At 73.0% G+C, this 13156-nt stretch carries 11 protein-coding genes; 6 read left to right on the top strand and 5 right to left on the bottom strand.

The window, feature by feature from the left end:
• The first annotated feature begins 133 nt into the window (after positions 1-133).
• Together PS271_RS28535 and PS271_RS28530 are read left to right on the top strand one after the other, a co-directional pair.
• Positions 134-469, top strand: a complete 336-nt coding sequence (locus PS271_RS28535) for a glyoxalase superfamily protein (protein WP_398385856.1) — start codon at positions 134-136, stop codon at positions 467-469.
• A 140-nt stretch (positions 470-609) separates the two neighbouring features.
• Positions 610-2178: an AMP-binding protein gene (locus tag PS271_RS28530; RefSeq protein ID WP_398385853.1), complete on the top strand. Its 1569-nt coding sequence runs from the start codon at positions 610-612 to the stop codon at positions 2176-2178.
• Between the two features lie 87 nt (positions 2179-2265).
• Here the strand turns inward: PS271_RS28530 and PS271_RS28525 are convergent, their stop codons facing one another.
• Complete coding sequence (locus PS271_RS28525; protein ID WP_398385852.1) at positions 2266-3087, bottom strand: hypothetical protein; 822 nt, start codon at positions 3085-3087, stop codon at positions 2266-2268.
• Positions 3088-3262: 175 nt separating this feature from the next.
• Here PS271_RS28525 and PS271_RS28520 point away from each other — a divergent pair, with 175 nt between their 5' ends.
• Together PS271_RS28520 and PS271_RS28515 are read left to right on the top strand one after the other, a co-directional pair.
• Positions 3263-4432, top strand: a complete 1170-nt coding sequence (locus PS271_RS28520) for a methyltransferase (protein WP_398385851.1) — start codon at positions 3263-3265, stop codon at positions 4430-4432.
• A 231-nt stretch (positions 4433-4663) separates the two neighbouring features.
• Positions 4664-6130, top strand: coding sequence for a hypothetical protein (locus PS271_RS28515; protein WP_398385850.1), 1467 nt, complete (start codon positions 4664-4666; stop codon positions 6128-6130).
• Between the two features lie 39 nt (positions 6131-6169).
• Here PS271_RS28515 and PS271_RS28510 read toward each other — a convergent pair whose 3' ends face one another.
• Positions 6170-7012, bottom strand: a complete 843-nt coding sequence (locus PS271_RS28510; RefSeq protein ID WP_398387101.1) for a class I SAM-dependent methyltransferase — start codon at positions 7010-7012, stop codon at positions 6170-6172.
• A gap of 384 nt (positions 7013-7396) precedes the next feature.
• Between PS271_RS28510 and PS271_RS28505 the strand changes: the two genes are divergently transcribed.
• On the top strand, positions 7397-7858 hold the full coding sequence (locus PS271_RS28505) for a hypothetical protein (protein WP_398385849.1): 462 nt from the start codon (positions 7397-7399) through the stop codon (positions 7856-7858).
• Positions 7859-7933: 75 nt separating this feature from the next.
• Here the strand turns inward: PS271_RS28505 and PS271_RS28500 are convergent, their stop codons facing one another.
• Positions 7934-8212 (bottom strand): helix-turn-helix domain-containing protein, encoded by a 279-nt coding sequence (locus PS271_RS28500; protein WP_398385847.1) that lies wholly within the window; start codon positions 8210-8212, stop codon positions 7934-7936.
• A gap of 75 nt (positions 8213-8287) precedes the next feature.
• On the opposite strand from PS271_RS28500, the gene map reads away from it, so the two are divergent.
• Positions 8288-9055, top strand: coding sequence for a type I methionyl aminopeptidase (map, locus tag PS271_RS28495; protein ID WP_398385845.1), 768 nt, complete (start codon positions 8288-8290; stop codon positions 9053-9055).
• A gap of 9 nt (positions 9056-9064) precedes the next feature.
• Here the strand turns inward: map and PS271_RS28490 are convergent, their stop codons facing one another.
• Positions 9065-11587, bottom strand: a complete 2523-nt coding sequence (locus PS271_RS28490) for a bifunctional lysylphosphatidylglycerol flippase/synthetase MprF (RefSeq protein WP_398385843.1) — start codon at positions 11585-11587, stop codon at positions 9065-9067.
• Positions 11584-12900 (bottom strand): alpha/beta hydrolase, encoded by a 1317-nt coding sequence (locus tag PS271_RS28485; RefSeq protein WP_398385842.1) that lies wholly within the window; start codon positions 12898-12900, stop codon positions 11584-11586. Before PS271_RS28485 ends, PS271_RS28490 begins: the two co-directional genes overlap by 4 nt.
• Positions 12901-13156: the final 256 nt, after the last annotated feature.

Below are 13156 nucleotides of genomic sequence, written 5' to 3'. Positions count from 1 at the left end.
GTGAACCAAGATCGCAGGAAAAGAGCAGGAAAAAGGCGTTCGAAGCGGAGGGGCCGGCGCCGGGCCCCGAAGAGAGCATTCGTCGTCAAAGCACAACAACCGGGCCCTTCCTGGGGTCTGGAATGATGGCCGCGTGGACGAAGAAGTCATCCCGGTGCTTTATGTCGAGGACGCGAGGACGGCGGTCGCTTGGTATGCGCGCCTAGGGTTCGCCGAGCAGTGGGAGCACCGCTTCGAACCGGGCCTTCCGGCCTTCGTCGAGGTGGCGCGCGGGCCGGTGCGGCTGTTCCTGTCGGAGCACGAGGGCGACGCCCGGCCCGGAACGCTGGTGTATCTGCGGGTGCGCGATGTCGACGCGGTTGCCGCCGAGTTCGGCGTACCGCCGCAAACCGCCCCCTGGGCGCGGGAGATCGAGCTGCGTGACCCCGACGGAAACCGGCTGCGAGTGGGCACCCCGACCATCCGTTGACCGAATATCGACGTTTCGGCCCGGCATGCCCCGCTCAAGCCTCCTCCCGACTTGGCGCTGTTGATCGATGGCATTAGCATCGAACTGGTTGCCTAAGTCAACTGCTGGCAATCGCCCTGCCGCATCAGGAGGAATCACGCATGACCGCCACGGCGCAGCAGTTCCGCACATACGTGGAGCGGAACCTCGACATCCTGGGGGCCGACCCCACCAGGACTGCCGTCGTCCACCACGACCGTCGCGTCACCGCCGGTGAGCTCCGCGACCTCGTCCACCGGATGGCACGCGCGCTGCGTGCCCGGGGCGTGGAGCGCGGACAGGTCGTCACCCTGCTCAGCGGCAACCTGCCGGAGACGATCGCCGCCCGTTACGCGGCCAACCTGATCGGCTGCGCGGTCAACCACCTCTACAACAAGCTCTCGGCCGACGTGCAGGCCACCATCATGCGCGACGTCGAGACGCGCGCCCTGATAGCCGACCCCGCCTACGCCGGGCGGGCGGCCGAGCTGGCGGAGCTGACCGGCGTCGAGGACGTGTTCCTGCTCGGTCCGGGCACCGTGGGCACCGACCTGCTGGAGCTGTCCGCAGGGCAGCCGGCCGAGCCGCTCTCGGGTCTCGCCCGCCCCGAGGACATCTGCATGATCCGCCACACCGGCGGCACCACGGGCCACCCCAAGGCCATCTGCACCGCCTTCGAGCGGCTGCCCGGATTCCAGGACGACGTCGACGAGATCCTGGAGCCGGAGGGCAAGAGCGACGACGGGATGCGGCAGCTGGTGTGCACGACGCTCGCCCACGCCGCCGGGCTGCTGGCCGACGTCACCCTGCGCACGGACGGCGGCACCGTCGTCCTCCTCGACGACTTCGACGCGGCGGAGGCGCTCGCGGCGATCGAGCGCGAGCGCATCACCCACATGTTCCTGCTGCCGCCCCTGCTGTACCAGCTGATGGACCACCCGGACGTGGACGGCACGGACACCTCCAGCCTCCGCAACGTCACCTACGGCGGCTGCCAGTCCTCCCCGGCCCGCCTCGCCTCGGCCGTGCGGCGCTTCGGGCACGTGCTGACGCAGTTCTACGGGCAGAACGAGGCCGGCGGCATCAGTGTGCTCAGCCCGGAGGACCACGACCCGGACAACCCCGCCCTGCTGCGCACCGCGGGCAAGGCCATGAACGGCGTCGAGATCGCGATACGCGACGAGTCCGGCCGCGACCTGCCCGCCGGCGAGCACGGCGAGGTCTGCGTGCGCTCGGAGCACATCATGACCGGGTACTGGAAGCAGCCCGAGCTGACCGCCGAGGTCCTGCGGGACGGCTGGCTGCACACCGGCGACATCGGCTTCCTGGACGACGAGGGCTACCTGACCATCGTCGACCGGATCAAGGACATGATCGTGGTAGTCGGCGGCCACGTGTACACCACCGAGCTGGAGGACCTGCTCAACACCCACCCGGAGGTGCTGCAGAGCGCCGTCTTCGGCGTCCCCGACGCCAACCGCATGGAGCACGTGTACGCGGCCGTCGTGCGCGCCCCCGGCAGCGAGCTCGACGAGAAGGAGCTCCGCGAGCTGGTCCGCGACGAGCGCGGCGCCATGTACGAGCCCGCGCACATCTCCTTCATCGACGCCCTGCCCCTGACGGACGCCGGCAAGCCGGACAAGAAGTCCCTCCGCCGCGAGGCGGAAGCCGCGGCGGCTGCGACGCGCTGACGACGGCGGACGGATGCGCCGAGGGGGCCGGCTCGCGTACTGCGGCCGGCCTCCTCGGCCACCCGTGCCGTTCCGGTCGGCGCGTCCCTACGGCGCGGGGTTCAGCTCGGGCGCGTCCGCGCCCTGTTCGGCGCGGAGCCGGTCCGCCACCGCATCCGTGCGGGCGCGCAGGGCGAGGACCCGCTCGCCGGTCTTCGTGCCGTGCAGCGGGGGCTCGGCAGGGAGGACCGGGACGCCCTTGGACTGAGCGGTGCGGACGAGGCTGTGCATGACCTCGGGCTGCTGGGCCAGCAGGGCCGTGGTGAACATGTTGGCGCGCAGCGTCTTCTTCACACCGAGCATGCCGCGGTACGTGAGCTCGCAGGCGACGTCGACGGTCTCCAGGCGCTGCTCGCCCGCCTGTTCCAGCGCCGCGAGCATCACGGACGCGAGGCCCTCAACCACCTTGGTGACCACCCACTTGCGCCCGGGGAGCGGGGGCAGCAGGTCCCGGATCCGGTCGATCTCGGTGTCGAGCGCGTCCGTGGTCATGGCGCTGAACGCGTCGTGCAGCCGGAGGTGGACGACCTTGTCCCAGGGGACGTCCTCGCCGTCGAAGCCGACCGACTCGGGCCCGAAGCGCAGGGCGCCGATGCCGTCCAGCGGGCGTAGCGCCTTCGCGGTGAGGGCGGGGACCTTGGGGTGGCGGCAGATCAGGGCGCCGAGGGAGAACTCCCACTCCGCGGTGGCGGGCGCGGCGGGGGCGGGCAGCGAGCGCAGGACGGAGAGGACCCAGTCGCCGGAGGCGTTCGTGCCGGTGCGCCCGGCGTCGACGCCGCGCTGCACGGCGTTCGCCACGTCCATGCCGAAGGCGGTCGCCGCCGTTCCCACCTGGTCGCCCAGGTTCTTCACCCGGTTGAGTATGCCCATGCCCTGTCCCCGTCTTCACCTGCGATGTTCGTACGATCTCGTACGGCGGCGACACTTTACCCAGTGGCCGGGGGCGTGCTCCGGCCGGCCGGATCCGCGGCCGGGCCGGGGCGCGTACGGCAACGGCACGGCCGTGCTCACCCGCGCCGGGGGTCTCGACTAGCCTGTGGGCACGATGAACCGTTTGATGACGCCGTGGGGCGAGCTGGTCCTGACCCGTTTCCCCGAGGACCCCCGCGACCAGCTCCGTGCCTGGGACGCCGCCGATGAATACCTGCTCCAGCACCTGGCCGGGAGCGCGGAGAGCGCCGACGGCTCCGCGGACCTGTCCGGCACCGTGGCCGTCCTGGGCGACCGGTGGGGCGCGCTGACCACGGCCCTCGCCCGGCAGGGCGCCCGGCCCGTGCAGATCACCGAGTCGTTCCTGGCCCGGCAGGCCACCCTGCGGAACCTGGAGCGCAACGGCCTCGGCGCCGGTGCCGCGGAGCTCCTGTCGACCAGGGACACGCCGCCGGACCGCATCGACGTCCTGCTGGTGCGCGTGCCCAAGAGCCTCGCGCTCCTGGAGGACCAGCTGCACCGGCTCGCGCCCCGGCTGCACGCCGGGACCGTCGTCGTGGGCGCGGGCAAGGTGACCGAGATCCACACCTCGACGCTCAAGCTGTTCGAGCGGATCGCCGGCCCCACCCGCACCTCGCTGGCCGTGAAGAAGGCCCGCCTCATCTTCTGCACGCCGGACCCCGCCGTCCCGCAGTCCGGGAGCCCGTGGCCGCACCGCTACGCCCTGCCCCTGGGCGTCGGGCCGGCCTCCGGCCTGACGGTCACCAACCACGCGGGCGTCTTCTGCGCCGACCGCCTCGACATCGGCACCCGTTTCTTCCTGCGCAACCTGCCGCAGCGGCGCGGCCCGGAGCGCGTCGTGGACCTCGGCTGCGGCAACGGCATCGTCGGAACGGCCGCGGCGCTGGCCAATCCGCAGGCCGAGGTGGTGTTCGTCGACGAGTCCTACCAGGCGGTGGCGTCCGCCGAGGCCACGTTCCGGGAGAACGCGGGGCCGCGGGCGAAGGCCGAGTTCCGGGTGGGCGACGGCCTGGCGGGCGTGCCCGCCGAGTCCGTGGACCTGGTGCTGAACAACCCGCCCTTCCACTCCCACCAGTCGACCACCGACGCCACGGCCTGGCGCATGTTCACCGGGTCGCGCGCCGCGCTGCGCCGCGGCGGCGAGCTGTGGGTCATCGGCAACCGGCACCTGGGCTACCACGTGAAGCTGCGCAAGCTCTTCGGCAACTGCGAGACCGTGGCGAGCGACCCGAAGTTCGTCGTCCTCAAGGCGGTCAAAAACTAAACGACTTGGAGCAAGCCGACCCCACTGGCGGGCAGTGATCCAGATCACTGCCCGCCAGTGGTTTAGGACTTCTGAGGGCCGCCGCACCCATGGCATGATCATGCCGTTACCGGCGGGTAGCCGTCCGGTTCACCCGCCCATGCCGTGTGATGCGGGCCGGAGTGCCGACTCCTCCGGCCCGCCCCCACCTCACGCTCCCGAGGATCGAATTTGCGCAAGTCCGCACGTTTTTTGGCTTTACCCGCCATCACCGCTGCCTCCCTGCTCGCCACCGGGTGCTCCGCGGCCTCCGGGCCGTCCGGCAGTGACCCGGGCGCCGGCGCCGAGAAGGCAGCAGCAGCCCGCCCGCCCGCGGCGGAACCCCAGCTCGCCGTCCGGGCCGCGCCCGAGGGCGCGGGCGCCCCGAGCGCCGTGGCCCGCCCCTCCGGCTCCGGGAAGCCGGCGCAGAAGTCCGCGCTGAAGGTCGCCTCGTTCGACCAGAAGAGCGGACGCGCCGTCATCTCCGGTGCGGCGAAGCCCCCCAAGGGCGTGGCCCCCGGCCGCAAGCCCGCGCCGTCCGGCTCGGCAGGGGCCGCGAGCAGCGCGTCCCCCGAGGCCTCCCCCGGCAAGAACGGCCAGGTGGACGTCGGCGACATCATCGCCAGCGCGCCCGCCCCCGGCGCCCCCGACGGTGTCCTCGCCAAGGTCACCAAGGTGCTCGGCAAGACCGAGCAGGGCACCGAGGTCAACACCGCTCCCGCCACCCTGGGTGCCCTGCTGGGCGACTCCCGGGCCAAGGGCGCGGTGCCCGTCGACCCGTCCACGGTCGAGGTCGAGCCGCTCGTCAAGGGCGTCAAGACCTCGTGGACGAAGACGGGGAACGTGCACTTCGGGCCCAAGGGCGCGAAGGTGCCGCTGGGCAACCTGCGGCTCGACGTCGGCACGTCCATCGCCACCGCCAAGGACGCTCCGGTGTCCGCCGCGGCGTCGGCCTCGGGCTTCGTCCAGCTGGCTCCGGAGGTCGACTTCGCCTACGACGGCGGCGGCGCGGGCTTCGGCGGCGCGCCCGCCAGCGCCTCGGTGTCGCTGTCGGGCGACTGGTCCTCCCAGTGGGAGCTCAAGGGCCAGGCGGCCGCCTCGACGGACGGCAAGCCGCTGCGCGTGCCGTTCGCCAAGCTGCACGCCTCGCCGGTCATCCAGGTCGGCCCCGTGCCCGTCGTGGTCAACCTCGGCCTCACCTGCTACCTCCAGGTGGACGCCGACGGCCACGTCAACGTCGACGTCAAGGAGGAGCTCAAGGGCGGCTTCCGCGTCGGTGGCGCGTACAACCGCGGCAAGGGCTGGTCTCCGGTCAACACCTCCGACTTCTCGGCCACTTCGCCGCAGGCGTCCGTGACCGCGGCCGGCAAGGTGAAGGCGGCGCTCGGCGCCGAGGCGTCCGTGGGTCTGTACGGCGCGGTCGGCGTGAAGGCCGACGTCGCCCCGTACCTGCGGGCCGAGGCGGAGGGCAGCGCGACCGCCTCCGCGGACGGCAAGGCCTCGGCCACCGGCAAGTGGGGCGCCTACGGCGGCCTGGACCTCGCGGGAGCCCTCCAGCTCCAGTTGCAGGTCTTCGGCACGCCGATCTTCGAGAAGCCCATCCCGCTCGGTTCGCTCCACAAGGAGTGGAAGCTGGCGGGCGGCGAGGGCACCGTTTCGACGAACTCCCGCCGCAAGTAGGTCCCCGCACGCGGGGTGAGGGCACCGGTGCACGCGCGTTCAGCGGCGTGCGCCGGTGCCCTCCTGCGCGGAGGCCTCTGCGGAGGCCTCTTTGGAGGCCCGCAGCGAGTAGACCATCGGGACGCGCGGGCGGCCCTCCGGGAGGCGGTAGACCGTTCCCTCGCCGCCCCGGCTGCCGCTCGTGTCCCGCGCCCGGTCCATGTCGTCGAGGTACTTGAACAGCGTGAAGTCGTGCTCGTGCAGGAACTCCAGCCGCAGGCCGGCCGTGGTCACCGCGCTGACCACGTCGCCCAGGGGATGCTGCCACTCCACCGTGCGGTTGTGCCGCGTCGGGGCGGTCATGTCGGCGTACGAGCCGGGCTCGTCGTACGTGAACGGCCCCCGCGCGAAGTAGTCCTCGGCGAAGGCGCTGCCGTCCCCGCCCAGGCACATGGCCACCGGGTGGAACTCCGCCAGGTACAAGAAGCCGCCCGGCGCCACGAGTTCCGCCGCCGTGCGCGCCCACTCCGTCAGGTCGGGCAGCCAGCACAGGGCGCCGAACCCGGTGTAGACGATGTCGAAGGTCTCGCCCCGCAGCGCGGCCGGCGCGTCGTACACGTCGGCCTCGACGAACCGGGCCCGCTCCTCGCCCGCCTCCGCCGCCAGCGCCCGCGCCGCCTCCACCGCCGGGCCGGAGAAGTCCAGCCCGGTCACCTCGGCGCCCTTGCGGGCCCAGGACAGGGTGTCGGTGCCGATGTGGCACTGCAAGTGGAGCAGGCGCTTGCCGGTGACGTCACCGACCTCGTCCGCCTCGAACCCGCGCAGGTCGTTGCGGCCAGCCTTGAAACCCGCCACGTCGTAGAAGGCGCTTCCCGTGTGGAGGGGCACCCTCTCGTCCCACATCGCGCGGTTGTCCTCGCGCCAGTTCCCGGCGTGGCCGCTCCGCCCGCCGTCCGTTCCTCCGCTGGTCGTCGTCACCAGCGTGACGCTAGTGGGGGTCCTTGCGAGCACGCGAACGGTTTTCCGGCGCGTCGCCGAGGAGCGGACGGCCGGCGGGGAGGTGCACCGGGCACGCGCACGCCGGGGGGTGCGTGCCGTGGCGCGGCGCGCCGCACGCACTGCGGGAGAGGCGTACGAAGCGGCGGTTCGCGCGTTGTGCTGGGTAAGGAGGAGCAGGACGTCACGGGTGACACGGGCGTGACTGCGGGAGAGGGACGGGGCGCGTGAGTGAGCTCCGTGTCCGCCTCTGACGGCCACCGGGCTCCGGCACACGGGAAGGAAGGCACGTTGATCCGTCTGGCGCGGGGCGCTACGGGATTCCGGGGGCCGCACGAGGCCCCTCTGCCGCGGACGGAGGCGGCGCTGTTCCGGGCCGCCTGTTTCACCGCGGCCATGGAGGCCCGGGGGCGGGCCGGCGAAGTGGTGCCCGGCGAGGTGCAGACGTTCCGCCGGGCGGCGCTCAGCGACGGGTACGGCCGGGTGTTCACCGCCCTGGGCCACGTCCACCTGCCCGTGGTCGCCTTCACGACGGACGCGGTCCGCGAGGGCGAGCCGGTGCCGGGGTTCGCGGACCCGCCGGTGTGGGCGCAGGTCTTCGAGACGGCGGGGCTGCGGGTGATGGGGGTCAAGGAGCTGATGACCCCCTTGGAGGAGGTCGACGTCTCGGACCTGTCGTCGGCCGAGCTCACGGAGATCCGTTACTGGAAGCCGTCATGTCTGGGGGACGTCCTGTTCAACTGGTGGGACTGACCGCAGGCCTGATACCGGGCCGGCCCCGGACCGGCGGCCGCCCGCAACGCCTCACGGAGCGGGCGGCCCCGCCCTCTACGCCGTCAGCGCCGCACGCTCCTCCGTGTCGGCGCCCGCCGCGGCGACGGACGCCAGCTCCTCCATCGACAGACCCAGCACGGAGGCCAGCGCCGCGATCGTGAAGAAGGCGGGGGTGGGCGCACGGCCGGTTTCGATCTTGCGGAGCGTCTCCACGGACAGGCCCGCGGCGGCGGCGATCTCCACCATGCTGCGGTCGCCGCGCGCCTCGCGGAGCAGGGCGCCGAGCCGCTCGCCGCGCCGTCGTTCCCAGGGGGTCAAGGGGGTCCTCACCATGACCCGGATTCTAGACCGTGATACTAATACCGGTATAAGAATTGGTGACGCCGAGCTTAGGGGAGTTCCGGGACCATGGTGGAGATCAAGACCGACGGCGAGCTGGACGCCATGCGCGAGGCGGGCCGGGTCGTGGCCCACGCGCTGGCCGCCGTCCGCGACGCGGCGAAGCCGGGCGTGACGCTGCGGGAGCTGGACGAGGCGGCCCACGCCGTCATCAAGGACGCCGGGGCGACCTCCCCCTTCCTGGGCTACAAGCCCGACTTCGCCCCCACGCCCTTCCCCGGGGTGATCTGCTCCTCGGTCAACGACGTCGTCGTGCACGGCATCCCGGACGACTGCGCGCTGCGCGACGGCGACCTGGTCAGCATCGACTGCGGTGCGCAGCTCGACGGCTGGACGGGCGACGCCGCCATCAGTTTCATCGCCGGCACGCCGCGCCCGGCGGACACGGCCCTGATCGAGGCCACGCAGCGGGCGCTGGACGCCGCCATCGCCGCGGCCGTGCCCGGCAACCGCATCGGGGACATCTCCCACGCCGTCGGCACCGTCGCCCGCTCCGGGGGCTACGGCATGCCCGCGGACTTCGGCGGCCACGGCATCGGCCGGCAGATGCACGAGGACCCGCACGTGCCCAACCGGGGCCGGCCGCGCCGGGGCATGACGCTGCGGCACGGTCTGGTCCTCGCGCTGGAGCCGATGCTCATGGCGGGTGGCAGCAACGGCTACCGCACGGACGCCGACGGCTGGACGATACGCACCGCCGACGGCAGCCGCGCCGCGCACATCGAGCACACGGTCGCCATCACGAAGGACGGCCCGCGGGTGCTGACGCTGCCCTAGCGGCGCGGCTCAGGCCGAGAACTGCCGCATCAGCCGTACGCCCTGGGCCGCCGTCATGTGCGGCAGGTACGCCTTGCCGATGGCGCGGGTGATGGCGGGCAGGGCGGCGGGGTCGGGGTAGGCCATGTACATGGGGTGGTACTGCGGCTGGAACTTCGCTTTGAAGTTCAGCAGCGACCGGAAGCCGTAGACCGGTTCGAGGACCTTGCCCCCGTAGTCGAGGATCCGCTGGAGCGCCGCCGGGGGCTCCTCGGTGGCCTTGCGGGCGAGCGGGGCGCCCGAGAGGCTGAGGAAGCGGGCGCCCTCCTCCTGGAAGCCGAGCGCGGCCGAGGCGATGAGGAACTCCATCGAGCCGCGGAACCCGGCGGCGCGGCGGCGCATGAAGTCCAGCGTCCAGCCGGCGGGCCGGCCCGCTTCGTACACCGGCATCCAGCTGGTGATGCCGTGCACGGTGCGGTCGCCGTCCACGGCGATGAGGCAGCGCACGGCGGGGTCTTCGAGCTCCTCCAGGCCGCCCAGGGTGAAGCCCATCTCCGGCAGGCCCTTGTCGGCGACCCACTCCTCGGAGATGGACCGGATCTGGTCGGTGAGGGCGACCGGAGCTTCGGGGTAGGACCACCACTCGGCGGTGATGCCCTCCTTCTTGGCCTTGTTGAGGGCGGTCCGGACGTCCTGCCACTTCTTTCCCGTGAAGGCGAGGCCGGGCAGGGGGACGACGGTGTCCTCGGCGACCTGTACCGAGCGCCAGCCGAGCGCCTCCGCCGCGGCACGGGTCTCCTCCCCCACGCTGTAGAAGCACGGCGTCCAGCCGCGCTCGTCGCAGTGGCGCGCGAAGCCGCCGACGGCCGCCGCCCGCGCGTCCGGCGCGCCGAACGGCTCGCCGGTGGTCAGGGCCACGGTGGCGATCACGCGGTAGGCGACGGCTGCGCGCCCGGCCGCGTCGAACCAGTAGTAGTTGCCGTCCCAGGTCGTGAGGAACGACAGCGTGGAGCCGCCGTGCGCGGCCAGGAGTTCGCGGGCGCGGACGGCGGCGTCGGCGTCGGTGTGCAGGCGCGGGCGGCGGAAGGTGACGAGCAGCGCGATCAGGGTGACGAGCCAGAAGACGAGCCCGCAGTAGTGGAAGAGGGCCTGGGCCGTGCCCCCGACCGGGACCGGCCAGTCGGTGAAGGTGGCGAGCAGGGTGGGCGGCAGGAACTCCGACGCGAGCCCCGAGAAGAGCACCGAGGGCGTCGCCGCGGGGTCGTACTGGTCGCGCACGGCGTAGCCGATGCCCACGTACGCGGCGCAGGCCAGGACGAGGGCGCCGCCGGTGACGGCCGCGAGGCCGCGCGTCGCCGAGCGCGGCAGCCGCAGGCCGAAGCGGGCACGGGTGACGATCAGGAGGGCCACGATGAGGACGGGCAGCAGCATCTGTTCCGCGAAGGCCTGGGCGTACGTCGAGCGGTCGGCCGGCTCGGCCCAGCCGGCGGGGTGGCTGAGGAAGTCGTGCAGCCACCACGAGAACAGGGCGGTCCAGGCGAGGTGGACCAGGACCGCCAGGCTCCAGGCGAGCCGCAGCCCGCGGCGCAGGCCTTCCGCGAGGACGAGCATCAGCGCGGGGACGAGGACGGCCATGACGGCGGCGGGCGAGTCGTAGAAGTTCCGCAGGGCGTGCACGAAGTGGCAGTCCCCGGCGGAGGCGGCGCACGCGTCCGCGACCTCCTGTCCGGTGGGCTGGACCGAGACGTAGAGCTGGAAGGAGTTGAGGGGCCCGTAGGCGTCGCGGTAGAGGATCGCGACCATGGGGCCGATGGCGGCGGCGGCCACGACGAGGGCGACGAGGACGCGGGCTTCGGTGTGGGAGGAGTGCCGCAGGCGCAGCGGTCCGGCCCGGCGGTACAGGAGCGCGCCCAGGAGGAGGCCGACGACGGCGCCTCCGAAGCGCAGGACGCCCTGGAGGTGGCCGACGTAGAGGGCCATGACGAGGGCGAAGGCGACGATGCCGAGGCGGGTGCGGCGCCGCCACAGGGCGGTGAGCCGGTAGCTGAGGACGCCGCCGACGGCGAGGGCGCCGACGGTCGGGGAGACGGCGAGGTAGCCGGCGAGCTCCTCCAGCCACCACTCCCCCGCGATGTTGCCGAGCTGGACGATGCCGGTGCCCAGGAGCGTGCCGAGGATCTGGCCGCCGATGAGGACGGCCGCGGTGCGGGCGACGCCCAGGCGGCGCTCGGAGGGGGTGACGAGCAGCAGGATGATGGCGGTGGCGCCGAGGTAGCCGCCGAGTCCCGGGCACCACAGCAGGGAGCTGACGGGGGTCCACCAGCGGCCTTCGGCGAGGGCGGGGACGCCGGCGCCGACGTGCTCCATGCGGTGCCGGCTCGGGCCGCTGCCGAGGCTGCCGGTGACGGCGCCGACGATCCACAGCACCGCGAGGAAGCCGAGGGTGAAGGGGGCGTGGCGGACGGGGGCGAGCAGCCGGTCGAGGGTGACGCGCCAGGGGTGGGTGCTGTCGCCGGGGGTGGGCGCGGGCGGCGGGGCGGTGGTCTCGCTCATCGGGTCAGCCCCGTCTCACGGGAGATCCAGGGCAACTGGCGCTCCAGGCCGGGCCGCCAGACCTGCCAGCTGTGGCCGCCGGGGAGCAGGACCCACTCGGCCCGCATGCCGGCCCTGACCGCCGCGTCGTAGACCTTGCGCTGCTGGGGCCGGTAGGTGCTGTCGCTGCTGCCGGCGACGAAGGCGGCCTTGGTGTCCGGGAAGCGCTGCCGTGCCATCACGTCGAGGGGGTTGACGGCGGTGAAGGCGGCGGTGTCGCCGCCGAAGGCCTTGTCGATGGTCTTCTGCGGGCTGCCGAGGGTGGGGGCCTCCTGGCCGGAGATGTCGTTGACGACGCCGTAGACCCCGGGGGCGTTGACGCCGAGCTGGAGGGAGCAGGTGCCGCCGAAGGAGATGCCGGAGATGGCCCAGGAGGTGCGGGCGCCGGCGACCTGGAGGTGGGAGCGGATCCAGTCGGGGACGTCGGTGGCGAGGTAGGTCTGGACGTTGCCGAGCCGGGAGTCGAGGCAGAGGGTGTTGGCGAACTGGGAGCCGAGCGGGTCCACGACGACGACCACGGGCGCGAGGCCGCGGTGCCCGGCCGCGAAGGTGTTCATCATGTCGACGAGCCGCCCGGAGTTGATCCAGTCGTCGGGCGAGCCCGGCTGTCCGGCCATGAGGACGAGGACCGGCAGGAGGGGGCGCGGCGTGGCGCGGTAGGCGGGCGGCAGGTAGACGTAGGCGCTGCGGGCGTGGAAGCCGGATCTGACGCCGGGGACGGACGACTTGGAGAGCGTGCCGTGCGCGGCCATGCCGGCGGGCGGGCGCCAGACGTCGGCGATGGTCTTGCCGGCGGGGACGCGCAGGGCGGGTTCGGTGCGCCCGGTGGCCTCGGTGATGCTCGTGGTCTTGGTGAGCCAGGAGTTGAGGGCGCTGCGGGCGGTGGGGTACTGGTCGAAGTGCCGGTTGATCTCGGAGGCGCCGAGGAGGACGACGAGGAGGCCGGCGAGGACGGCGGCGGCCCAGTGCCGCGGGCGGAGCAGCGGGATGCGGAAGGCGGCGAGGCACACGCCGAGGACGGCGATCCCGGCCCAGATCACCACGCCGGCGGGCAGGGGGTCGGGGAAGGGCTGCCACCAGTCGTCGACGGCGGTGCGCAGGAGCCAGGTCGCGGCGGCGGCGAGCAGGACGGCCGCCGGGGCGAGGCGGGTCCACCAGGTGCGGCGGCGGGAGAAGAGGAGCGCCGCGAGGGCGCACAGTCCCACGGCCAGGAGGGCGACCGGAATCCATCCGCTCACCAGGGACCAGTCCAGCGGGCCTGCGGAGATCTGCATCCATCGCACCTCCCTGAAAATGCTACATATCGCCGTAAATGCGGCAACTCAGGAAGGTGTGCCGCGACCCTTGCCGGTGACCCCGCCCGGTGGGAGATTCTCGGGTGGGCCGCGCCGGCCGGTCCCCTGCGGGGAATTCCCGGAGCCGGCGCCCCGCCCGGCGCGCGGGGCAGGCAAAGGCGCATTCGCCCCCCTCCGGCGCACTCCCTCGCGCACGCGCACGGCCGTAATGCCGCAGCCCGGGAAGAGCACCGGG

The organism is Streptomyces sp. SCA2-17, from assembly GCF_044336695.1.
This window is presented reverse-complemented; position numbering and strand designations above follow the sequence as displayed.

Bases quoted from the DNA above. Each gene is read 5' to 3' on its own strand.
- PS271_RS28485 (WP_398385842.1), bottom strand. From the start codon at position 12,900: ATGCAGATCTCCGCAGGCCCGCTGGACTGGTCCCTGGTGAGCGGATGG.
- map (WP_398385845.1), top strand. From the start codon at position 8,288: ATGGTGGAGATCAAGACCGACGGCGAGCTGGACGCCATGCGCGAGGCG.
- PS271_RS28510 (WP_398387101.1), bottom strand. From the start codon at position 7,012: ATGTGGGACGAGAGGGTGCCCCTCCACACGGGAAGCGCCTTCTACGAC.
- PS271_RS28530 (WP_398385853.1), top strand. From the start codon at position 610: ATGACCGCCACGGCGCAGCAGTTCCGCACATACGTGGAGCGGAACCTC.
- PS271_RS28520 (WP_398385851.1), top strand. From the start codon at position 3,263: ATGAACCGTTTGATGACGCCGTGGGGCGAGCTGGTCCTGACCCGTTTC.
- PS271_RS28490 (WP_398385843.1), bottom strand. From the start codon at position 11,587: ATGAGCGAGACCACCGCCCCGCCGCCCGCGCCCACCCCCGGCGACAGC.
- PS271_RS28525 (WP_398385852.1), bottom strand. From the start codon at position 3,087: ATGGGCATACTCAACCGGGTGAAGAACCTGGGCGACCAGGTGGGAACG.
- PS271_RS28500 (WP_398385847.1), bottom strand. From the start codon at position 8,212: ATGGTGAGGACCCCCTTGACCCCCTGGGAACGACGGCGCGGCGAGCGG.